Genomic DNA, 22,056 nt, shown 5'->3' with positions numbered 1-22,056 from the left:
CCCCGAGGTGCTTAGAAGAAAAAAGATAGCTCTGGCCGGGGTCAGCATATTGCTGGCTCTGCTTGTCAGTGCTTGCGGAAAGCCGCAGGAACCTGCGGCAAATCAAGTTAATCAACTGATTCTTACCGATCAGGAGATGAACCAGAGCCTGAAGGAACTTGTTCATCATGAACGGGAAGACATGGAATTATACGGATCGATACTGAGTAAAGGAAAGAACAAAAACAGTAATCTGGAGGCCTTGCTCGATCAGGCAGACGGACATATTGCCGAGCGAAGAACCCTGCTGGAACAAGCTGAAGCGGTGATGAGCCGGACTAAAGAACAGATGGAAGAGCTGCGAACTTCGTTGGATCAGTTATCCTTTGAAAAGGAAGAGAACCTGGCTCAAGCCCACACGGTATTGGATCAGTATGAGCAAAGAGCTGCGTCATTTGAAGCGTTTGTTGCCTCCTACAGGCAGAGCCTTGATGCGGACGAGCAGTTATATGGATTGATGAGAGGCAGTGTGGAGCCAAATCTGGTCAAAATCAAACGTGCGATTCGGGAACGGAACAGCCAATATGCCAAAGTTGCCGAGTTAAGACAGCAGTTTAACAAGCAGACAAAAGCTTTTAACGGAGCCAACGCGAGACTTGTGCAAATGGAGCAAGCTGGCTGACTATTCATGGTGTCAAAGGAGCATTGAACACTTTCGATGATTGAGCGACGGGTCAGCCGTGTAAGTAATACTAAGCTGTCAAGTTAACATGTCAGGCAACATGGACAAACATCATTGCGTATAAGCTAACGGAGGTGTTCATATGCGAAATACTATGAATATTAGTGCATCATTACTTGTTTTGGTTATGGGATTCTCGCTTGTGGCTTGCGGCAATAGTAGCCCTACTGCTCAGCCACCCGCGAATAATACAGAAGAACAGACACCGGCACCAGGGAAGCAGCCTGAGGAAAGTGCTGTGATTGAAGCGGAAGGCATCTTGACCGGATGGGCAGATCCGCACACGGTTGAAATTCGTGTGAAAGAGGAACCGATGTCTTTCCAGGTGGGTGAAGATCTGCAGAAATCTTTGGATGATATTGACGATGAAGATTCCGTTCAATTCAAATATGTAGAGAAAGCCATCGAAGGCGATACAACGATCAAACAGTTGGTGCTTACGGAAATCGCCAAGGTCGAGTCCGATGACGATAACGGTACGAATGCAGGTGGTAATGTTAGATCTGATCGTGCCAAAACATCTGAGCTGGAAGTGGCTGTGGAAGGCATGACCGAAAAGCGCCCGGTTACACTGGCTCAAGGCAAAGGATACTCATTATATGTGTTTGAACCGATGGTTTACGATGCGGATGATCATGAATTGACCATGAAGATTGATCCGGATTACGAGGTCGAGATTGAAAAACTGCCTTCGGATTATAACCTGAAGGAACTGAAAGTGGATGCGAAGAAAGAGCTGTCAGAAACCGGAGCGGTCAAGCAATTAAGTGAGGAAAAGCTTAGCAACGGCCCGATGAAAGAGGCAAAATTGTTCATGATGTCTCAAAACAATAAGAAAACAGAGTATTTCATCGTAAAAGAGCTGGATGGCAATGGCTTCGCTTTCCATATCCATGCACCGGTTGGCGAACCTTCAGAGGGCTTCCTGCCTATGGTTTATGCCTCCATCAATTCCATCATGAACGAGTAAGCGTGCTTCGATATTAAATAGGTATGTCGTGAATTTGAAAAAGCCGGAAGGAACGATGCGATAAGCATAGGTTCCTCCCGGCTTTTTGTTCGTATGTCTATTCAGTTTGCGGGATCAAACTCTTTGACCTATTGTTAATCAGGTTAAAATGGTTGATTCCTGTCGCCCTTTGAGCTCTTCATAACGGGCAACGGCATGCTGATGGACGGGATGTTCGTCGGGAATTCCCATGCGCTCACGAATGAAGGCAGAGGCGCCATCTTCGCGAATCAGGTGTTGGAGCTTTATGGCTTCCTCGTCATGTTCATGATTGAACAGCATCGCGGCTGCCATAGCGGAAGTTAAATGAGGAATTTCAATTCCGAATTCGCTGGCCTGCATCGCTGGGCGAACAAGCCGGTCGTAAGGCGATAACTTGCGAAGGGGTGAACGTCCGACCCGTGTTACCTGATCCGTTAGGTTCGGATTGGCAAAACGTTCAAGAATGGTATCGATATATTTGCTGTGTTTCTGTGGATTAAAACCGTGCTTGGCGATGAGCATGGCTCCGGTTTCTTCCATCACTTTGCGTACCTTGGCACGAAGAGGTGCATGACTCATAGCTTGCCGGATCGTCTTGAATCCTTCAAGATATCCAAAGTATGCGGCAACGCAGTGACCGGTATTTACCGTAAACATTTTGCGCTCAATATAAGGTTCAAGAGAGTCCACGTAGTGCACACCTTCAATTTCCTTAAATCCTTCCAGCAGTGCAGGGCGATGAACGACCCATTCATAGAAAGGCTCAACGGTAACTTGTAGCGGGTCTTTATGATCCTGAGCGGGGACGATGCGGTCAACCGCTGCATTGGGGAATGAGACATAACGTTCTGCTTTTTCACGGGTTGCTTCATCCAGAAACGGATAAACCCGTTTTTTCAGCCGAGTGCTGCCTCCGATGGCATTTTCACAAGCGATAATATGAAGTGGTGCAGAATTATTATTTTTCATACGCAGATAGATGCCTTTGGCGATGGGTTCAGCGATATCTTCCAGCGCCGATACACCGACGGCTGTTGTGATCAGATCTGCTGAAGCAATCACTTCAGCAACGCGATCCTGTTCACCGACATTAATGGCGGTTACGTTATTTACAATCGTTGTATCCTGATCCGCATTTGCGAGGGTAATGGGATACTCCTGCCTCTTTTGAAGCATGGCGATTTTCTTCGGGTTACGTGCGACAAAGCAGACTTCATAATCGGAAGCGGACAACATATGACCGATAAATCCGCGGCCAATATTGCCCGCACCAAAATGTACAGCTTTCATGTGTGAACTCCCCCTTTAAAGTTTGAAATGCGAAATTCGTTCAGTCTTTAGACCGTAGTGACGAGTGGTTTCGAAATCAAATCGTTAAATTCGAGGTCGGTCAGGCATGACAGCCGTTGGTGAGGCATATCGAAATCAAGTGTCCCGGTAATGGTATTCGAGATGACTACGCAGTGAATACCAGCCGCAGCAGCTGCACGCGCGCCGTTAGGTGAATCCTCAATCGCTACGGCTTCGTCTGCAGTTACTCCAAGGGCTTCAAGTGCTTGATTGTACAATGCAGGATCAGGCTTCACATGGGCAACATCATCTGCGGTGCGAATGACTTCAAAGTAATCTTTCAGCTTGAGATGTTCCAGATGCTGTTCAACCCACTCTCGTTTGGAGCTTGAAGCGACAGCCAGTTTCAATCCAGCTTTGCGTGCAGCTTCAAGGTAGTTTTGGATACCGGGTCTTACCTGTTCCTTGTTCATTAAGGCTGCATGATGCAGCTGAACGGATTCCCTGAACGCTTCCCGATCGATCGGAAGATTCAAATCTGTGATGAGGTACTCATAAGGATTAAATGTTTTCAGACTGGTACCGATGCATTGCGAGTACATCTCCAGGGTTAAGTCTACGCCGTGTTCCTTGTAGGCATCACGAAAAGCAACATACCATGCTGTCTCCGTATCAATAATCGTTCCATCGAAATCAAAAACCAGTGCCTTAATCATAAATTTGTTCCTCCTGTTTCAGAATTAGTTTTGGGATAAAGCTAAATGAATTTCTGCCAATACACACCGTAATCTTTTTAACTTGCGGTACATTAGTTGACGCGAAAGCTGAGTTATAAATCTTAATTTGGGAAAAAACAGGTGTATAAGCTAATAAAACCGTAACATAGGACAAACAAAAGGGTCAAGCGAGTTATGATTGTTCACATGGAAGATTTGCACATGGATGATGTGTTTTCAGAAAATGATAAAAGTGGAAAAGCGTTATACTCTTTGCGTGTAAGCGGTGTAATGGAAAACCTGTATTTTCAGTGTGAACATATTAAAATTCTTTACGCCATATCAAGCCATGTGGGAGAATGGAAGAAGTTATTTGAGAGTTGAATCGCGGAGGGGGGAGCGACGATGCTGCTTAAGGATCGTTTCCAAGGTTGTTTGATTGGGCTTGCCGCGGGAGATGCACTGGGAACCACAGTGGAATTCAGCAGTCCCGGCACATTTGAGCCTGTTACCGATATTGTGGGCGGTGGGGTATTCGATCTGGCGCCTGGACAGTGGACGGATGATACGTCGATGGCCCTGTGTCTGGCAGAAAGCTTGGTGAGAAAAGAGAACTTTGATCCCGGGGACCAGATGCGCAGATATACGAATTGGTATCAGGTGGGTTATATGAGCAGTACGGGAACCTGCTTTGATATTGGCAGGGCTACTCGCAGTGCCCTTGAAAGGTTTGCAGCAACCGGTGAAGCGTATAGTGGTTCAACCAACCCGATGACTGCTGGGAATGGATCAATTATGCGGCTCGCACCTGTAGCCATGGCATATGCCAACCAGCCGGATCAAGCAGTGAGGTATGCTGGGTTGAGTTCCAGAACGACACATGCCGCCCTTGAAAGTGTGGAAGCATGTGAAGTACTGGCGGCAATATTGGTTGCAGGACTGCGCGGAGCGGACAAGGATGTCATGTTACGGCCTGATACCTGCCGTCAGTGGAGGGAAGAGAAATCTTTTTCGCCAGCGATTGAAGAAATTGTCCAAGGATCATACCGGGATAAAGTACCGCCTGATATTCAGGGAAGCGGCTATGTTGTTCGTTCACTTGAAGCAGCGTTATGGGCATTCCATCGATCATCGACCTTCGAAGAGGGTGCGCTGCTCGCAGTGAATTTGGGTGATGATGCGGACACCACGGGAGCGGTATATGGGCAAATCGCCGGAGCGTATTATGGATTAAGCGGCATTCCGGCACACTGGCGAGAGAAGCTGGCCATGCAGGATACGCTGGGCGAATTGTCAGAGGCATTGTGGTCAAAGGCGGAAGCTAGATAGAAGAGACAGGAGAAGAGAACATCATATGCGTAAGACAGATTCATCTCAAACGGAATCGCAAGTTACGAAATCTGCTAAACGAGGGGCGTTTCCTTTATCCCTTTTATGTCTGACGGTAGGGGCTTTTGCCATTGGCATGACAGAGTTTATTATTATGGGCCTTCTGCCCAATGTAGCGACGGATTTAAATGTGAGTATCCCCCAAGCAGGACAGTTAATTACGGGCTACGCGCTTGGTGTGGCGGTGGGTGCGCCTATACTAACCGTGTTCACGCACAAGATTCCCCAGAAAAAACTGCTCGTACTGCTGATGTGTATTTTTATCATCGGTAATGCATTGTCTGTTATTGCACCAACTTACGGGTTGCTCATCTCAGCACGTATTCTAACGGCATTTGCCCACGGTACGTTTCTGGGTGTAGGCTCGCTGATGGCAACACGATTGGTTGCACCGGAGAGAAGGGCAGGGGCAGTATCCGTAGTCCTGGCTGGATTAACGATTGCCAACATTATCGGTGTGCCGTTTGGTACCTTCATTGGGCAGCAGCTAGGATGGCGGTCATCGTTTGGAGCTATTACCATTCTGGGCATCATCTCATTGATCGGTATCATTCGTTTCATTCCGGTGATTCAGCAGGGACCGCCAGCAAACCTTGGCCAGCAATTCCGGAATCTGGTTCGCCCCCAAGTGTTATTAATATTGCTGATTGGTGCGCTGGGCTGTGGAAGTCTGTTCGCTGTGTTCACCTATATAACACCAATGCTTGTTGATATTAGTGGTTTTGCTGAGCAGAGCGTGACCTGGATTCTGGTACTGTTCGGTGTCGGCGTTACTTTGGGTAATATACTTGGTGGACGTCTGGCAGACTGGAAGCTGATGCCTTCCCTGATGGTTAACTTTGGTATACTGGCAGTTCTGTTGGCGGCCTTAACCTTGACGCTGGACAATCCGTATCTCGCGGTAATCACCATCTTCTGCTGGGGCATTGCGGCTTTTGGTATTATGCCAGGCCTACAAATTCGAATTATGAATATGACTCGCGAAGCACCGCTGCTGGCGACAACGTCGAGTCACTCAGCCTTTAATCTGGGCAACGCAGGTGGTGCCTATTTGGGCGGGTTTGCAATTACGCATACGGGGCTCATCTCGGTACCGTTGTATGCAGCAGTTATTGCAGCACTTGGACTTGTGGGATTATTCGTTAGCGTGACAATGGAACGCAAAACGAGGTTACCGGAAATCGCCGATGCTGTAGAGCCGGCACCAGTGAATTAAATATAGACAGGTAGATGCAGCCTTCACTCCGCATTAACGTGTGGGATGGAGGCTTTTCTATGGAAGGATTACAGTTCCAACTAGAAAAAGACAAACCAGCCAAGTTACAGTATTATTGGTATATCATAATAATTAGAAGGAAGGATTTCAATTTGAACAAAACATTTGCTATGTTAATAAGCTTCTTATTAGTGTTTCTATTTATAATCCCAATAAGTGATGCGAATGCAGCCGGGTCGAGCACAGTAACGACAAAAATTTACTCGTATAAAGGGCAAAAGTATGTTCAAATTATTGGCGGCGAACAAAAGGTAATTGATAAAATAAATAAAACACTCAAAATCCATGCCGTAAATGCCGCTATACAGAATACATATCTAAAAAAACAGCAAGATTACTTTTACTGGAATACCACTGCACAGACTAAATACAATCAAAACAACCTACTATCTATTGTATATACAGATTATAATTTCAGAGGCGGCGCGCACGGGTATGAAGAAGTAACGACTTATAATTATGATCTAACAACAGGAAAGCGCCTCTACTTGAACCAGGTGGTTCAAACCAATAAACAAGCTGTTAATCTAGCTGAGGGTATTGAATCAGACCTAAAGAGTAATGAGAATGTTTTCCCGGAAAGTTTTTATAACTTTCCCTTGTCGAATACATCTAGCTTTTACTACCAAAACACAGGAATTGTCATGGTATTTAACCCATACGAAGTTGGGCCTTATGCAGCCGGATTTATAGAAGTAAAAGTTCCTTTCTCTAAAATTCAGTCTGAACTGAGCAGACCATTTTTTGATTTAAATAAAAACTCCATTCAAGAGTTGAAGAGTGGGAGAATACCGGGGTTTGAAAATATAAGTTTTGGACAAACGAAAACAGAAGTATCAAAAGCGCTGAAAAGTTCAGATCGTGAACCCTATTATGAACCGGAAATGGGAGGACTTTTCTGGATATTTGAAGGGGTAGAGTATGCTTCCTTTAATTTTGGGGAGGGAGACACAGACCGTCTTAACCATATTTATTTGAGTTGGAAAACTCTCCCTATGAAAACCTTCAGTGACATTGAGAAGATATTGGGAAAAGGTCAAAAGGGTGTGAACCCTGATATTCAAGAAGAATATTTACTCTCCTATCGTTTTGGGGATACCCGGGTCCATTTCGTATCCAATTCAACCGAGGGAATCATTCATGGCATAACAATCTCACATTACTAGAAAAAGATGCTGATTTTGTACTCTCCAAGTGTCGGGGCGGAAACATTGTACCATAGAAAGTCGCTAATCTAGCGGCTTTTTTACTTTCGTTGTAGGAGTTGCTATATATTATTTCCTGTTTCCACTCGGACTTGAAAGGATCGTTAATTGTGAGAAAAATAATTAATTATATTCTGATCTTGCTGATCATTTGGGTAGCGCTACTGTATCCTATTCGTTTTGCATGGTTTGAAGGTGTAAATCAGATTCCTGAAGATCTTCATGGTATTTATTTACTGTTCTTGTTCTTTGGATATCTTATTTGTTCATCTGGTATGGGGCTTATGCTTTACAAGATGTGTTTTAAACGAAAAGAATAGTAATTACAGTAGGTTAAATCATTCATTTTTCCAAGGAGAAGGTGACAACTTGTACTACTACAAAGGTGCGTTCAGAGAAACGGACAATTTTATTTATTTCAAAAGCGATGTTCAATTAGCCGAGAATGATGTCGTGATATTTGGTGAGAAGAAGTATTTTATCGATAGTGTCGAGAAAGAATTCCTCATCCTTCAAAAGGTGGGCTCCATCGTTTTAGTGAGTGTATGAAATCTTCGCGGAAACATTTCCTTTTTCAAGTGTACGTGCACTTCTGGGCACACGCCTACATACAATAAATCGACCCTGTTCCCACATGTGCTCAGGCCAGATCGTTGTAAAACTGCAGGAGGTGTCATCTGTGCCCGGATTGTTTACCGCAATTGCCCTGTTCATTAAAGAGTTAACGTTACTCGTCTCGTATGTCAAAAATAATGCATTTCCCCAGCCACTGGCTGAGGATGATGAAGCCAAACATTTACGCCTTATGGCTGAAGGCAACGCACATTCACGTAATTTGCTTATCGAACACAATCTGCGCCTCGTCGCGCATATAGTCAAGAAATTTGACAATACTGGCGAAGACCAGGAAGACCTGATTTCGATTGGAACGATTGGTTTGATTAAGGCGATCGAAAGTTTTCAACAAGGCAAAGGGACCAAACTCGCTACGTTTGCTGCCCGTTGTATCGAAAACGAAATACTCATGCATTTGCGTTCCTTGAAGAAAACACGCAAAGACGTTTCCCTTCATGATCCAATCGGAACGGACAAAGAGGGCAATGAGATCACCCTTATAGATATCCTCGGAACAGAAGCCGACGACGTTGTAGATAAGGTGCAACTCAAGATTGAAAAAAGCAAGATTTACCGCAATCTCGACATCTTGGATGATCGGGAGAAGGAAGTTGTTATTGGCCGATTCGGCCTGGAGGCAGGCGGGGAAGAACGCACCCAACGCGAGATTGCCAAGGAACTTGGCATTTCACGTTCCTATGTATCACGGATTGAGAAGAGGGCGCTTATGAAGCTGTATCACGAGTTTTATAAACACAAATAATCGTTGACCAGATCAGAGGGCGCCTTTTACAAAAGGTGGCCTCTTTACTGCGCGAAAAATATCTAAAAGAAGGATATTTTAAAAAGTCTCTCTATGGGGTGTTTTTGTTGTATACCAAGAAAAGAGAATGGAACTGAGATATTTCAATGAGTAAAAATTCAGATCGAGAAGTGAGACAAACTTACCGCCAACCCATATGTGAACTCCGTATCTACGAAAGGAATCACATATAAAGACGAGTTCAAACAACTCTTTATTGCATCGAATCAGCAAGGAAAGTTACCCAGAGATATTTTTGAGACTTGTGGATTCGACTTTTAGATTATAGGGAATGACTTGCATCAAAGCCGCTAAAACACAGTGGAGAGCCAGTTACAGAGAACAATGCGCACAGTACACATTGCAAGAGGCAAGCCGGCCCATAGTACAAGCCAATGATGAAGAAGACCCACGAACATCGGACCCTGCCTAACTTTTACAACGTCACTTCAAACAGGGCGTGCCCCAGCAAAGTGCTGCTAAGCACTATTACCTACTTACTCTCTGGCAAAGGGAATCGAGCTATTCTGTCTACGATCAAGGAAGCTCCATTAATGAATTTCTGGCTTAACATGTGTCGGAACGAATCACCATGGATCTCGTGAAAAATACCTTGCTTCACTTACAGAAGAATCGAGGATTGAAGAAGACTAAGAATGTCTTCATTCTGATCAAGGTTCCGGCTACAATAATCCGCATTTTAATAATAAAGTTAAATTTATGTTATTGATTTAATGAATTACAAATAAAGAGTGGTTTATGGGATTATTCTCCTCAGGAATCGTTCTTTGGTCATTTCAAGAATGAATTTTCACTAAAGAACTACACGACATTAATTGAGGTGAAACGAGGAATCAAAGTATATACAACTATAACCACTACAGATACCAATGGAACTTCCCCTGTAAAGTACAGAGATGACCTTCTTCAAGCTAGGTAGGTCTTTTTTTAGAAATGTCTTTTACATAGGGAACAACTTATGAATAAGACAGTCGATCTACACCTTAAAAAGGGTTGGAATATAATTTTGTAGAAAAACGAGGCAAAATTTATGGATCAGGAAAGGACAGAGCTCGAACGTCCCGAAGATCCAGAAGTGAAGCTCAAATGCCTTGAAGCGGAAAATGAAATGCTAAAAAAGCTCTTACAGATGTAAAGGAAAGAATCTACGCTGTATCTAGTAGCCATCATAATCAGCATTGAAGCCTAAGATAATCGTATGAATGCTAACATTATCATATGGATCTCATATAACTCAGGTGTTAGAATATGGAATATATTGATTATTATTATTATTATGAAATGTGAATCTTAATCAAATAAATGGAAATACCCATAAAAGGAGTGATATTTGTGAATAAGAAAGTGCTTCCTATACAATATCCAATTGTTTCGAATTACCCGCAACATGCCTATTACTTTTCAATCATATCAGCTAATGAGAATTGCCTTCCATGGATTTATAGCAATTATTTAAATATGTGTTTAATGCAATCTGGGAAAGATTGCTTTTTAGATTATTATGCACAATCCCCTGAACATCATTTTCATCCGTGTTTTACAGATACTCAAAGAATATTGAGGTCAACAATATTGAAATTTATTCCAGATATAGTTGAGTTCTTAAAAGAACAAGTTCAACAAGATAATTACATATGGCTTCATGTAAATGAATATTACATTCCAGGCTCGCCAGCTTATCAAAGGTTCACATTTCCACATGCAATATTTATATATGGATTTGATGATAACGAGAGACGTTTTAATATTTCTGGTTTTTTAGAAAATAGAAAATATAAATCTACCTATGTTTCATATTCAGATATAGAGAAGTCATTTTATGATTTTGGGAAAACTCATATAGATAGTGACGTTACTCAACATGTTAACTATATGCACTTGCTGAAATTACATCCAAAACATCATCAAGGATTACCATATCAATTTGATATGAAATTTGTTGCGGAACAAATCAAAGAATATTATGAATCAAAAAATCTATCCTTAAATTATCAATCCTTTTATAGTCATAAATCATATTCAGAGTGGACTTACGGAATAGACATTTTACCAAAATTAATAGAATATTATTCTTTACATTTGGAGGACAGTACTCAATTAGATGTTAGACCACTTTATACGCTTTACGATTATAAAAAACTCATGGTATCAAGAATAAAATATATAGAGGAAAACAAACTTTATGATCTTAACCCTGTGTTCTCAGAAGGTTTTAAGAATATTGAGAATAAAAGTCAAAATATACTTAATTTATATATGAAATATGCATTAACGCAAGATAAGAAATGTTCTCAAAAATTGATGATTCTCTTTAATGAATTGTATCTTAATGAGCAAGTACTTCTAGAACAATTGCTTAACGATTTCTCTAAGAACTCTCTATTGTAAAAATATTTCACCTTAATCAAGTTAATAAAATTATCAAAAGCGTCTTTTTATAAATGGCGGATTGACAAACCGTGGGGCAGTTCCTCTGTAAATGATTCGTATGTTATCCTCATAGCAGTCATGTATATGTTCAAAAAGAAAAATATGTAGGAAGGAAAACTCTATCAGCTTTGCTTTGAAACATGAGGGGATTTGTCGGTGAATGTTGTTCTATCTTCAGGAAGATACACGGATTTGAAGACTGTGGCTGATCGAATTGTTAAATATTAATTTTATCATCAAGCATACATTGCCCAGGTGGATATGTTTACAGCGTACGGATGTTTTTATAACACATGCGGAATGAACAATACTAGTAAGGCACTTTATTACTTTTCCGTTGGTGATGATTCCATTAACGTTGGATCATCCTCTTGTAGCCAATCGGGTACAGTAGTTGGGAGCGGGTTATCACTTTAAATAAGTATAGCCTCGATGCAGCTGATTGGAGGAGGCATTAGGAGAAGTATTAAGCAATCCCAGCTTTATAAAAAACAACAGGCTTGCCTCATCGGTGAATCTTTATGGCAGGCTGGTAGTTATAAGCGGGCCGCCGAAATGATAATGAATCATTTTGCTAAGGTTTAATCTCCATATTCCATTAATTGAATACACTTCTTTTGGAATCCAGTGGTGGCCACTCGGTCATAAGTGACTCATCGTACGCACAGCGTAAAAGCAAATGAGCAGTGAGAATGTCTTCTCCTACTCATTTGCTTTTATTTCATTACATTACAATATCACAAGCCAAAGCCCTGCAAATTACTTGATCGGATTTGCCTTTATTTCCTGTTCCATCTTCTCAATGCCGTCCAGAATTTGATATCCATAACCCAAAAACTGACTGAAATCTGTTACGTAAATTTGTTTTTTTTTGATGGCATTCATGCTTTGCAGTGCAGGGTTGGCATACAGATTCTGAATCAGCTTGTCGATATCCGGAGAACCGGCATAGGCGGATAAGAGCAGGTAGTCCGGGTTTGCAGTGATTAGCTGTTCCACACTGACTTCACCTTGCACGACATCAAACGTATTTTTCAGTTTCAACAGGCTCAGTGCATCCAACTGATACGTATCATTTTGCATGCTGCTCACAGTAATCGTGTCTTCCGTAGAAGGGACGATATAGGCAAAACTATGCTCAGATTGATCCGCTACACTTGACTTGATGGCTTCAACACGAGCTTTCAGGCTTTCTGTGAATTTTGCGGCGTTGTCCTGTACATCGAAGATTTGGCCCAACTGTGCAATATCCTTATAGAGGCTGTCCAATGTCCCTTGATGATTCGTCGTTTGCAGGAAGGTGCGGATGTTCATGTCATTCAAGCCATCCACTGTACCTACACCCCAGTCTGCGTCTGCGAAGAGATCTCCACGTCCCAGTACCAGATCCGGACTTGCGCCTGCAATGAGCTCTTTGCCCACATAATCTTTGGACAAGACAGGAATTTTCGCAAAATCATCCGCGACATCAGGAGTAACCATGCCATACAATGCGGCGACTCCAACTATTTTATCGGTCAGCCCAAGCTTGATCAGCATCTCTGCTGCAGATTGGGTATTGGCCACGACACGCTCGGGGGCTTTCTCGAATGTTTGTGATTTCGGTTTCCACTCGCCACCTTCACCTGAGATGCTAAAATTCTCAATCGTGAGAGGATAGGATGTTTTGCTTGTATTTTCTACTTGTGTTGCTGTTTCGATGAATTTCTTCCCTCCGCAGCGGGGGTGGTAGTGGTGGAAGAGGATGAATTGGAACATGCTGCAAGCAAGAGCAACAGGAGACTTAAAGAAGCAAACCAAATGGTTCTGAATTTGAATTTCACTAGCGACGAGCCCTTTTTCTTTATGTTTTTAAATTGACAAAGATAATCATTCTCAATTATAATCCGAGAAAATGCTTTGTAAACAGTTAAATTTTTATTATTCAAATTCAAGTGGAATTGATGGGGGAAGAGATGGCACAGACGGCTCAAATTCAGAAGCAGCGTATGGGAAAAAGGGAGTCCCTGATTCACAGCAAATCCGGTTTTGCAGGATTGATTGCCGCTTTAATCATCGTAATGGTTGTTTCGGTTGGGATTGCTGTATCCATTGGACAGGTGAGCATTCCTCTTGCCGAGTCTTATCGTATTCTGTTGTACAAATTAACCGGATTTCAATTCGGCTCTACGCCGATTGAGGCGGGGTCCTTTACGGATATCATCTGGCAGATTCGCTTTCCGCGTGTACTGATGGCCATGTTTATCGGTGCCGGGTTAGCTTTATGTGGTGCAGTTATGCAGGCTGCCGTGCAGAATCCTCTTGCGGACCCGTATATACTGGGGATCTCCTCAGGAGCTTCACTCGGGGCTACGTTTGCCATTCTGATCGGATTCGGCGCGATTGGCTGGCTTGGTCAGACCGGGGTGGCCTTCTGGGCATTTGCCGGAGCGATGGGTGCATCCTTGCTGGTCCTGGCTCTCGCAGGTATTCGGGGGAAAATGACATCAGTCAAGCTGGTGCTTGCCGGGATGGTCATTAATGCACTGTGCAGTGCCTTTTCGAACTTTATCATTTATTTTGCCAACAATGCCGAAGGCATCAAGACAGTAACATTCTGGACTATGGGCAGTCTTGCCTCATCAGGATGGAACAAGCTTCCGCTGATTAGCATCGTTGTGCTCGTAGCCATTATGTTCTTTCTGTTGCAATCCCGGGTCCTTAATACGATGCTGCTGGGTGACGAAGCCGCGGTTACGCTAGGGATTAATCTCAGTGTATATCGCAGGTTGTATATGTTATTAACGGCTCTCGTCACTGGCGTAATGGTGGCAAGCTGCGGCATGATCGGTTTTGTTGGATTGATTATTCCGCATATTGTGAGAGGGCTGGTTGGATCTGACCATCGTAAAGTCATGCCAGTATCCGTACTATTCGGTGCCATCTTCCTGATCTGGACGGATGTTATTGCACGATCACTGATTTCCAGCGTTGAATTGCCGATCGGGATCATTACAGCGATGATTGGTGCGCCGATGTTTATGTATATGTTAGTCAAAAAAGGCTACGGTTTTGGAGGAAAATAAACATGAAACTGAATGTAGAAAATGTATCCATATCGGTGCTGAACATGGATATTATCCGGGACATTTCTTTACAGGTAAATGGCAAGCAATTCGTAGGCCTGATTGGCCCGAACGGTTGTGGCAAATCAACGCTGCTCAAGAGCATCTATAAAGTGATCAAACCACAGCAAGGCAAAGTATTTCTCGATGATACGGACATTTTGAAATCCAGTCCCAAGGTCGTGTCCCGGCATATGGGCGTTGTGGGTCAGTTTAACGAATTGAGCTTTGATTTTACTGTGCGTGAAATGGTCATGATGGGTCGCACTCCTCACAAGAGGCTGCTGGAGACGGATAATGAACGGGATTATGATATCGTGGAACAGGCGCTGGAAAAGGTACATCTGACCGGACATGCGGACCGCAATTACGTGTCCCTGTCCGGCGGGGAGAAGCAGCGTGTGGTCCTCGCCCGAGTGCTGGCGCAGCAGCCCGAATTTCTGATATTGGACGAGCCTACCAATCATCTGGATATCAAATATCAGCTTCAGATCCTCAACATTGTGCGGAGTCTGGATATCGGCATATTGGCTGCGCTTCATGATCTCGAACTCGCTGCAGCGTATTGTGATTACCTCTATGTTGTGAAGCAGGGACAGATTGTGGTTCATGGCAAACCCGCCGATATCTTGACCCGTGAAATGATTGGTGAAGTATTCGACGTGGAATGTGAAATCTATGAAAATCCGGTTACCGGTGGCTTGGGTATTGCCTATTTGAGTACACGGTGAGACAAGGACTGTCTTAACAGAAACTCACACATGTTCTCTCATTATCTCTTCCACTATAACTCCGGTTGCACAGGCAATTATGGACTAAGTAGCAAAAGAAGAACTGTCTTTAAGCGGAATATATGCTTAAATGACAGTTCTTTTTGTTCTAGAGTCTCAAGTGTCACATGTCACGTGTATTCAGATGTCGTGCATCACCTTTTTGGAGATGTGGCTATTCCCTCTAAACCGATGCTCCCATCGCTTTATATGTTCCTAACAGGGCAATCCGGGTTAGTTGAAGAGCCATATGATGAGGTGAATTTACCTTATTGTCAGTAAGCCATTTGTGAATAATTCCAATGGTGGAGAAGCTGATGTGATCCAGCAAAATATCGAGAGGCACTTCTTTTTGCTCCATACCTAATTGGGATATCCGATCCAAAAACATCTCTCTAATCACTTCATTCAACCGACTGTTGAAATTCCCGGCAGGATTAATGAGTACCATCACCCGATAGAATTCATCATGCTCCAATATATGCTCGAACAATACTGCAAAAATGGGATCTGGCTCATTAAATGAAGGTAGGTTCCCAAGATGGTTATTCTGTTCCGCTAGTAACTGCTCAAGCAGTTGAAACTTCTCATTCACCATGCTATCCAATAAATCATCCTTGTCTAGAAAGTGGGCGTAAAAGGTAGAGCGATTGATATTCGCTTGTTCGACGATGTCCACGACACTAATTTCGGTAAAGCATTTCTGTGGCAGAATTTTCAGGAAAGCTTCGGAAATCATCACACGGGTCCGTAAAATTCTTCGATCCACTCCACGGGATTCATTCACTTCTCATCACCTCGAAAACAACGGATTGATCAACTTTGTTGAGCCTTCAAATGGTTTGGGAATGTAGATTAATAAGACATTTCGCAACATATCGGTCAAATGCGTTGCTTAACCGTCAGATTCTGCCTAATTGATCGTTGATATCCAACGGATAATAGCTATCATAATAAATAAAACATACCAAATCAATCGGAAAAATAAAATATAAAGATAGAAATGAGGACATACCTATGGAACTGTTTTGGTTTATTCCCACTCACGGGGATGGCAGGTATCTTGGAACAAAAGAAGGAGCCCGGGCGGTCAGTTATCACTACTGCAAGCAGGTGGCACAAGCCGCGGATGAACTTGGATATGCCGGTGTTTTGTTACCTACTGGAAAGTCGTGTGAAGATGCGTGGATTGTGGCTTCATCGCTGATTTCTTCCACGGAAAGGCTTAAGTTTCTTGTCGCTGCGCGTCCAGGTCTGATGATGCCAACCACAGCTGCACGTATGGCCGCAACCCTGGATCGTTTCTCCAAAGGAAGGCTGCTGATCAATGTGGTGGCTGGTGGAGATCCAATTGAGCTTGAAGGAGAAGGGCTGTTCCTGGACCACGATGAGCGCTATTCGTTAGCCGATGAATTTCTGACCATCTGGCGCAAGGAATTGAAGGGAGAGGCGGTTGACTATGATGGCAAATATCTGAAGGTTAAGGGTGGCTCCGTCCTGTATCCGACCATCCAAAAGCCACATCCCCCACTCTATTTTGGAGGTTCTTCAGAAGCCGCAATGCAAGTGGCAGCGGACCATGTCGATGTGTATTTAACGTGGGGTGAGCCTCCAAGTCAGGTGGAAGCCAAAATTCATCAAATGCGGGAGCTGGCTGCAAAAAAAGGAAGAAGCATTCGTTTTGGCATACGTATGCATGTTATTGTGCGTCCGACAGCAGACGAAGCATGGAAGGCCGCAAATGAGCTGATCTCCCACCTGGATGAGGAGACGATAGCCGCTGCCCAGAAGATCTATGCTCGCATGGATTCCGTAGGACAGCAGAGAATGGCCAAGCTGCATAATGGTGATCGTTCCAACCTAGAGATTAGCCCCAATCTGTGGGCGGGCATCGGCTTGGTTAGAGGTGGTGCCGGAACCGCACTTGTCGGTGATCCCGATCAGGTCGCAGCCAGAATCAGAGAGTATGAAGAACTGGGGATCGAGACCTTCATTTTATCCGGTTATCCGCATCTGGAAGAATGTTATCGTACCGCGGAGCTGTTATTTCCAAAGCTTCAGTACTCGCAACATGGAGAAAGCGGCGATCATTCCTTTATTGGACCATTTGGAGAAATCATTGCCAATAATAACATTCCGGACCACATGGTCAAAACGGAAGTTACCTCCAAATCCTAATTTCATAACGGATTTCGGATTAAGGCAACTAAAAGACACCTGAAGGCATTCGGGTGTCTTTTTACATGTGCTAGAAAGGGCCACCTGTGGCCAGCCATCTCTATATTTTATTCAAATTATTTACTGTATTTTGGAGTCAATCGGACGCGAGTGTCCATCCTGAATGACCTCCTGGAACAGTTCCTTGGATTCCGTGGGCCACGTACCTTGCTTCAGGAGTGCTTCCAAATCACCTATGGTTACTGGACGTGCGTGCCGTTTGAGCACGTAACCGAGTTGCCCGTTTGGTTCCATCGTAGCCGTTTCCAGATCGGCAATGCTTGTAATCCCTTTTTCCCGCAACTGCATCTCCAATTGGTCCACGGAAAAGCGCATGCGTTTCAAATTCGGCAGATTCAACTTCCCATCTTCCACAACAACCTTCGATTTTCCGCTCATCAGTTTTTCAAACCAATTAAACTTCAATTGCAATTGTTCAACAATTAGAAGTGTGAGGATAAATACCGCCGCTGACCCGATCGCTTTACCTAACTCATGATTCGCAATTGGCTGCACGATCGTTGTTCCGATTGAGATAATAATGACCGTTGTGGCTACACTCATTTGCGATATGGATTTACGTCCAGCAATCCGCAGCAGAATCATGCCAATCAGTACAAGCAAGATGGATTTCCATATCCAGTCCATTGGTTGTATTCCTTTCTGTAGCAAATCATGTGTCGTATTTCTTAGCCTGTTCCTGATCTGGTTGAAATATACAATTGCTTAGGACAAGAGATGTGGATAAGGAAAATAGTCCCGGCATGATAAGGACCATTATACTACATCCTAAAATAAGGAAATGACCGATATTATTATGGAGAGCTTTCTTCTAACAAAATGAGGAGTGATACAACGTACAATGTATACAAACATGTTTCAAAAGCATCTTTCCCAAGGAGATATGGAAGGCGTTGTTAAACAAATAGCATATATTGGTGAAAAAAAGGATATAACTCAATTCGCTTTCTTGATTGAACTCCTGAAATCTACGGACAACGCCATACTACGTAACACAATTGCTATCGCTTTATCTGACATTGGAGATGATCGAGCAGTCGAACCGTTAATTGAAGTCATCACAGACTCCAAGACATCAGGAAGCAGAGGCACATTGCTATACGCTCTTGAAAACCTGAATTACATAGTACATATTGAGAACATTATTCCATTTATCGGTGATTCCAGTCTGGAAGTGAGCGCGCAGTCATTCATGTTGCTGGAGCAAATGATGGATAAGTTATCGGATTTACAAAACCTTAGGTGTCAAACAATTATTGAAATGCAAATCTCACATAACCAAAGCAAGCTTCTGGAAGTAGCATTAGACATGTTGAAGAAATGGAGGTATCAAGTGCAGGAATAAGATAAACACGCTTCTTTCAATCTCACCTCCCTATCGTTTACAATAAGGAATTGAATGCAGCAAACGAAGGAGCGGGTCATATTGGCAAAGCAGAAATACTATGTCGTCTGGGCAGGAAAGCAGCCTGGCGTATACAGCACATGGGCGGAATGCAAAGCACAAACGGATCATTTTACCGGAGCAAAATATAAATCGTATGAATCGAAAGCTGCCGCCGAAGAGGCATATCGTGCAGGATGGAAAGGAAACTGGGGTACGGGTGCCAGTGGTTCAGGCGCTTCTTCGAAGACGAAGTCTGGCAGTAGCGGAAGAAGTGCGGGCATGGAGACCTCCGCAGAAATTGACTATGACAGCATCTCGGTTGATGTTGGTACGCGTGGGAATCCAGGGCCGGTGGAATATAAAGGCGTAGATACCCGCACGGGTGAGATTATTTTCTCCGTTGGGCCAATCTCCAAAGGTACAAACAACCTTGGGGAATTTCTGGCCATCGTACATGCCTTGGCGTATCTCAAAAAAGAGGGCAGTAGTAAGACGGTTTATACGGACTCCGTCAATGCGATGAAATGGTTGAAGCAAAAAGCGGTGTCCACCACACTCGCAAGGGATGCTTCCACCGAAGAGATCTGGCTGATGATTGACCGTGCAGAGCAGTGGCTGCGTACGAATACGTACAGCAATAAAGTGCTAAAATGGCAGACCAAGCAGTGGGGCGAAATCAAGGCAGATTACGGCCGAAAATAGCCCTATTTCTCTACAATTTCTATATTATTAATTTTCTATGAGAAACGATGTTTACAATTTCCAGTTTCCATTCTATAATCAGTTCATTATGATAAGTTACACATATGAAGGAGCCTGTCATCAGCGGGCTCTTTTATATTTATGGACCTTAAAATCCATAAAATCTTGAAAGAGTATACTTTGCAGGAGGCAGACATGAGTTCCATTTATAGAAGTGAAGAAGGCAAGAGCAGCATACTTGAGGAATACGAAGCGTATGTTGAGCAATTGGGCGAAGGTTTTACACGAGAGTACGTCGAGACACGTTTTGGACAAACGCATGTTTTATTAACAGGTCCAGAAGACGGTAAGCCGCTATTTATTCTCCAGGGCGGAAATTGTGTGAATCCGATGACGTTGTCATGGTTCTCTTCTCTTTTCAAAGATTACCGGATTATCGCGCCGGATACGATCGGTCATCCAGGCTACAGTGAAGAAACACGAATTTCAGCAAGGTTTGATAGTTTGGCTTTGTGGATTTCTGATTTGCTGGATCACTACAAGATCGAAAAAAGTGCGTTTATCGGTCCTTCCTTTGGAGGCGGAATTGTCCTAAGATTGGCAACTTACATTCCGGACCGAATTGCATGTTCTGTTCTGGTAGCACCCGCTGGACTGGCCGTGGGATCCAAAATTAAGATGGCTCAGGATATCGTGTTGCCACTTGTAACGTACAAAATGACTTCTTCTCCAACTTCTTTGCAAAAGATCGCGGATATCATGTCATGCAGTTGTATGAAAGAAATAGATAAAAATATAATCGGGAAAATCTTCAAATACGTCAGTCTGGAGCAGGATATGCCCAAGCTTACGGAGCAGGACGAATTGGTGAATTATACATCGCCAACACTGCTGCTGGTGGGGGAAAAGGATGTCTTTTTCCCGGCAGATAAGGTCATTGAAAGAGCTCAGAAGATTATTCCGAATGTCAAAGCAATCAAATACGACACAGGTCATTTCCCGTCTCAAGACGTGTTGAAGCAGATGAACCAAGAAATTCAGCAATTTTTACAGAAGAATTATTAAATATAGAAATTTTTTAATATTTCCGCATGATTGTGATTCAAATTGCATCATTTGGTTTATATATATGGTTGGCGATGAAACGCCTGTCTGGTTGGACCGAATGATGCAACATGCGGCAAGTCTTCCGATCGACAAGGTTGAAAAGAGGGTCTGTTATGAAAAAGGACAATTGCAAAATGGCATTGCAACGCAATGTAATTTTAAATGATACATATCAGGTAAGACATCTCATGGCTAGCAGTGAGCTGGCTATTGTATATGCAGGAAGAGATCGGAATACAGGTGCAAAAGTAGCAATCAAGGAGTTTTTCCCCCAGAGGCTTGCAGCACGTCATGCTGACAAACGGGGAGTGTTCTGTTCTTCACGAGGTTTCAGTGGTCAGTATCAGGAACTTCTTGCTGCATTTCTGGTAGAAGGAGAGCTGTTATCCACGTTGAATCATCCTCATATTGTGTCGTATGTGGATCATTTCGAAGAAAATGACACGGGGTATCTTGTTATGGAATATTGTACAGGGGTAACCTTAACCGAATATCTGATTGAGCGAAATCATGCACTGGACGCGGCATTTATTACCGAGACATTGCTCCCGCTGGTAGATACACTGGACTATATTCATAAGCAGGGAATTCTTCATCGTGATGTGAAGCCATCCAATATTATGGTGATGGAAGACGGTACGCCCAAACTACTGGACTTCGGTTCAGCAGCTCGTTGGCCTGTACAATCCGGGGAAAAACAGGCGATCTTTACATCGGCCGGGTATTCGCCGCTTGAGTTCTACTCGGAGAAATCCAGTCAGGGACCGATGTCAGACATATATAGCCTGGCAGCGTTGCTTCATTATTGGACATGCGGGCAGCCTCCTATGGATGTGAAACAGCGATTGTTCCGCGATGAATTGCCATCTGTGCGTTCTCATAATGAGTATGTGAACCGGTGGCTCGCACGCGTTATTCACTGGGGATTATCGGTTCGTTCCGAGCAACGTTGTGCGTCCCTCGCTTGGGTTAAGAGATCACTTCAAGTACAGGCCTGGATGTGGAAAATACGCAAACCTGGCACGGTAGAATGGGTTTTGGCTGAAAATGAACATACCCAAGTCTACGAAGCAGAGCCGAAGAAACAGCATGAGACGGCTTGATTGCAGCCTTGTCTTATACATATAGTCGTAACAAACAAGCCAGTTTGGTCCTTTCACGGATCGAACTGGCTTGTTTTTGTGTTTTTTTAGCCTAAAAGAAAAATTATTTCTTTTTTTAATTTATTTCTGGAAGAATACTTCATTCTAACTCCAGGGTCTGCATATACTCCATTGGAAAGATGGAGTAAT

The 22,056-nt window shown here is 43.5% G+C and carries 22 protein-coding genes and 1 pseudogene; 18 read left to right on the top strand and 5 right to left on the bottom strand.

What is annotated here, in order from left to right:
• Nucleotides 1–7 precede the first annotated feature (7 nt).
• Nucleotides 8–661, top strand: a complete 654-nt coding sequence (locus CRO25_RS20740; RefSeq protein WP_179132222.1) for a YkyA family protein — start codon at nucleotides 8–10, stop codon at nucleotides 659–661.
• 142 nt (nucleotides 662–803) lie between these two features.
• Entirely contained in the window at nucleotides 804–1,691 is an 888-nt protein-coding gene (locus CRO25_RS20735; RefSeq protein WP_079696258.1) for a hypothetical protein, read from the top strand.
• 138 nt (nucleotides 1,692–1,829) lie between these two features.
• Here CRO25_RS20735 and CRO25_RS20730 read toward each other — a convergent pair whose 3' ends face one another.
• Nucleotides 1,830–3,002 carry a mannitol-1-phosphate 5-dehydrogenase gene (locus tag CRO25_RS20730; protein ID WP_079696257.1) on the bottom strand — a complete coding sequence of 391 codons (1,173 nt, stop codon included), beginning with the start codon at nucleotides 3,000–3,002 and terminating at the stop codon, nucleotides 1,830–1,832.
• Nucleotides 3,003–3,049: 47 nt separating this feature from the next.
• Complete coding sequence (locus tag CRO25_RS20725) at nucleotides 3,050–3,718, bottom strand: HAD family phosphatase (protein WP_079696256.1); 669 nt, start codon at nucleotides 3,716–3,718, stop codon at nucleotides 3,050–3,052.
• Nucleotides 3,719–3,925: 207 nt separating this feature from the next.
• Between CRO25_RS20725 and CRO25_RS33480 the strand changes: the two genes are divergently transcribed.
• The 9 genes and pseudogenes from CRO25_RS33480 (at nucleotide 3,926) to CRO25_RS33475 (ending at nucleotide 12,041) form a co-directional block, all read left to right on the top strand.
• On the top strand, nucleotides 3,926–4,102 hold the full coding sequence (locus CRO25_RS33480; RefSeq protein WP_179132221.1) for a hypothetical protein: 177 nt from the start codon (nucleotides 3,926–3,928) through the stop codon (nucleotides 4,100–4,102).
• A 21-nt stretch (nucleotides 4,103–4,123) separates the two neighbouring features.
• Nucleotides 4,124–5,047 carry an ADP-ribosylglycohydrolase family protein gene (locus CRO25_RS20715; RefSeq protein ID WP_079696254.1) on the top strand — a complete coding sequence of 308 codons (924 nt, stop codon included), beginning with the start codon at nucleotides 4,124–4,126 and terminating at the stop codon, nucleotides 5,045–5,047.
• Nucleotides 5,048–5,072: 25 nt separating this feature from the next.
• Nucleotides 5,073–6,323 carry an MFS transporter gene (locus CRO25_RS20710; RefSeq protein ID WP_079696253.1) on the top strand — a complete coding sequence of 417 codons (1,251 nt, stop codon included), beginning with the start codon at nucleotides 5,073–5,075 and terminating at the stop codon, nucleotides 6,321–6,323.
• A 59-nt stretch (nucleotides 6,324–6,382) separates the two neighbouring features.
• Nucleotides 6,383–7,549, top strand: a complete 1,167-nt coding sequence (locus CRO25_RS20705) for a DUF3298 and DUF4163 domain-containing protein (RefSeq protein WP_179132220.1) — start codon at nucleotides 6,383–6,385, stop codon at nucleotides 7,547–7,549.
• A gap of 408 nt (nucleotides 7,550–7,957) precedes the next feature.
• Nucleotides 7,958–8,137 carry a hypothetical protein gene (locus CRO25_RS20695; protein ID WP_079696250.1) on the top strand — a complete coding sequence of 60 codons (180 nt, stop codon included), beginning with the start codon at nucleotides 7,958–7,960 and terminating at the stop codon, nucleotides 8,135–8,137.
• Nucleotides 8,138–8,267: 130 nt separating this feature from the next.
• Nucleotides 8,268–8,966 carry an RNA polymerase sporulation sigma factor SigK gene (sigK, locus tag CRO25_RS20690; RefSeq protein WP_076288009.1) on the top strand — a complete coding sequence of 233 codons (699 nt, stop codon included), beginning with the start codon at nucleotides 8,268–8,270 and terminating at the stop codon, nucleotides 8,964–8,966.
• 189 nt (nucleotides 8,967–9,155) lie between these two features.
• A pseudogene (locus CRO25_RS34300) lies at nucleotides 9,156–9,287 on the top strand (hypothetical protein); the annotation flags it as partial.
• Between the two features lie 1,071 nt (nucleotides 9,288–10,358).
• The gene (locus CRO25_RS20685; protein WP_079696249.1) at nucleotides 10,359–11,414 is read left to right on the top strand and encodes a hypothetical protein; all 1,056 of its coding nucleotides are present in this window, start codon (nucleotides 10,359–10,361) and stop codon (nucleotides 11,412–11,414) included.
• A gap of 474 nt (nucleotides 11,415–11,888) precedes the next feature.
• Nucleotides 11,889–12,041, top strand: coding sequence for a hypothetical protein (locus CRO25_RS33475; protein WP_179800943.1), 153 nt, complete (start codon nucleotides 11,889–11,891; stop codon nucleotides 12,039–12,041).
• 174 nt (nucleotides 12,042–12,215) lie between these two features.
• On the opposite strand, the gene CRO25_RS20680 is transcribed toward CRO25_RS33475, so the two are convergent.
• Nucleotides 12,216–13,214, bottom strand: a complete 999-nt coding sequence (locus tag CRO25_RS20680; protein ID WP_256863710.1) for an ABC transporter substrate-binding protein — start codon at nucleotides 13,212–13,214, stop codon at nucleotides 12,216–12,218.
• 230 nt (nucleotides 13,215–13,444) lie between these two features.
• On the opposite strand from CRO25_RS20680, the gene CRO25_RS20675 reads away from it, so the two are divergent.
• Together CRO25_RS20675 and CRO25_RS20670 are read left to right on the top strand one after the other, a co-directional pair.
• Entirely contained in the window at nucleotides 13,445–14,521 is a 1,077-nt protein-coding gene (locus tag CRO25_RS20675; RefSeq protein ID WP_218670787.1) for an iron ABC transporter permease, read from the top strand.
• A gap of 2 nt (nucleotides 14,522–14,523) precedes the next feature.
• Complete coding sequence (locus CRO25_RS20670; protein ID WP_079696247.1) at nucleotides 14,524–15,291, top strand: ABC transporter ATP-binding protein; 768 nt, start codon at nucleotides 14,524–14,526, stop codon at nucleotides 15,289–15,291.
• Between the two features lie 223 nt (nucleotides 15,292–15,514).
• On the opposite strand, the gene CRO25_RS20665 is transcribed toward CRO25_RS20670, so the two are convergent.
• Entirely contained in the window at nucleotides 15,515–16,117 is a 603-nt protein-coding gene (locus CRO25_RS20665) for a TetR/AcrR family transcriptional regulator (RefSeq protein WP_097115803.1), read from the bottom strand.
• Between the two features lie 230 nt (nucleotides 16,118–16,347).
• On the opposite strand from CRO25_RS20665, the gene ssuD reads away from it, so the two are divergent.
• Complete coding sequence (ssuD, locus tag CRO25_RS20660) at nucleotides 16,348–17,508, top strand: FMNH2-dependent alkanesulfonate monooxygenase (RefSeq protein WP_079696246.1); 1,161 nt, start codon at nucleotides 16,348–16,350, stop codon at nucleotides 17,506–17,508.
• A 120-nt stretch (nucleotides 17,509–17,628) separates the two neighbouring features.
• Here ssuD and CRO25_RS20655 read toward each other — a convergent pair whose 3' ends face one another.
• The gene (locus tag CRO25_RS20655; protein WP_079696245.1) at nucleotides 17,629–18,195 is read right to left on the bottom strand and encodes a DUF421 domain-containing protein; all 567 of its coding nucleotides are present in this window, start codon (nucleotides 18,193–18,195) and stop codon (nucleotides 17,629–17,631) included.
• A 226-nt stretch (nucleotides 18,196–18,421) separates the two neighbouring features.
• On the opposite strand from CRO25_RS20655, the gene CRO25_RS20650 reads away from it, so the two are divergent.
• The 4 genes from CRO25_RS20650 (at nucleotide 18,422) to CRO25_RS20635 (ending at nucleotide 21,867) form a co-directional block, all read left to right on the top strand.
• The gene (locus CRO25_RS20650; protein ID WP_143806566.1) at nucleotides 18,422–18,913 is read left to right on the top strand and encodes a HEAT repeat domain-containing protein; all 492 of its coding nucleotides are present in this window, start codon (nucleotides 18,422–18,424) and stop codon (nucleotides 18,911–18,913) included.
• Between the two features lie 81 nt (nucleotides 18,914–18,994).
• Nucleotides 18,995–19,657 carry a ribonuclease H gene (gene rnhA, locus CRO25_RS20645; RefSeq protein WP_063567948.1) on the top strand — a complete coding sequence of 221 codons (663 nt, stop codon included), beginning with the start codon at nucleotides 18,995–18,997 and terminating at the stop codon, nucleotides 19,655–19,657.
• Between the two features lie 195 nt (nucleotides 19,658–19,852).
• On the top strand, nucleotides 19,853–20,722 hold the full coding sequence (locus tag CRO25_RS20640) for an alpha/beta fold hydrolase (RefSeq protein ID WP_079696243.1): 870 nt from the start codon (nucleotides 19,853–19,855) through the stop codon (nucleotides 20,720–20,722).
• Nucleotides 20,723–20,877: 155 nt separating this feature from the next.
• Nucleotides 20,878–21,867 (top strand): serine/threonine-protein kinase, encoded by a 990-nt coding sequence (locus tag CRO25_RS20635; protein ID WP_079696242.1) that lies wholly within the window; start codon nucleotides 20,878–20,880, stop codon nucleotides 21,865–21,867.
• The last annotated feature ends 189 nt before the right edge of the window (nucleotides 21,868–22,056 follow it).

The organism is Paenibacillus sp. RU5M (genome assembly GCF_900221055.1).
Classification (GTDB): Bacteria; Bacillota; Bacilli; order Paenibacillales; family Paenibacillaceae; genus Paenibacillus; species Paenibacillus marchantiae.
Note: the sequence above shows the minus strand (reverse complement) of the source record. Positions and strands in the feature narration are given on the sequence as shown.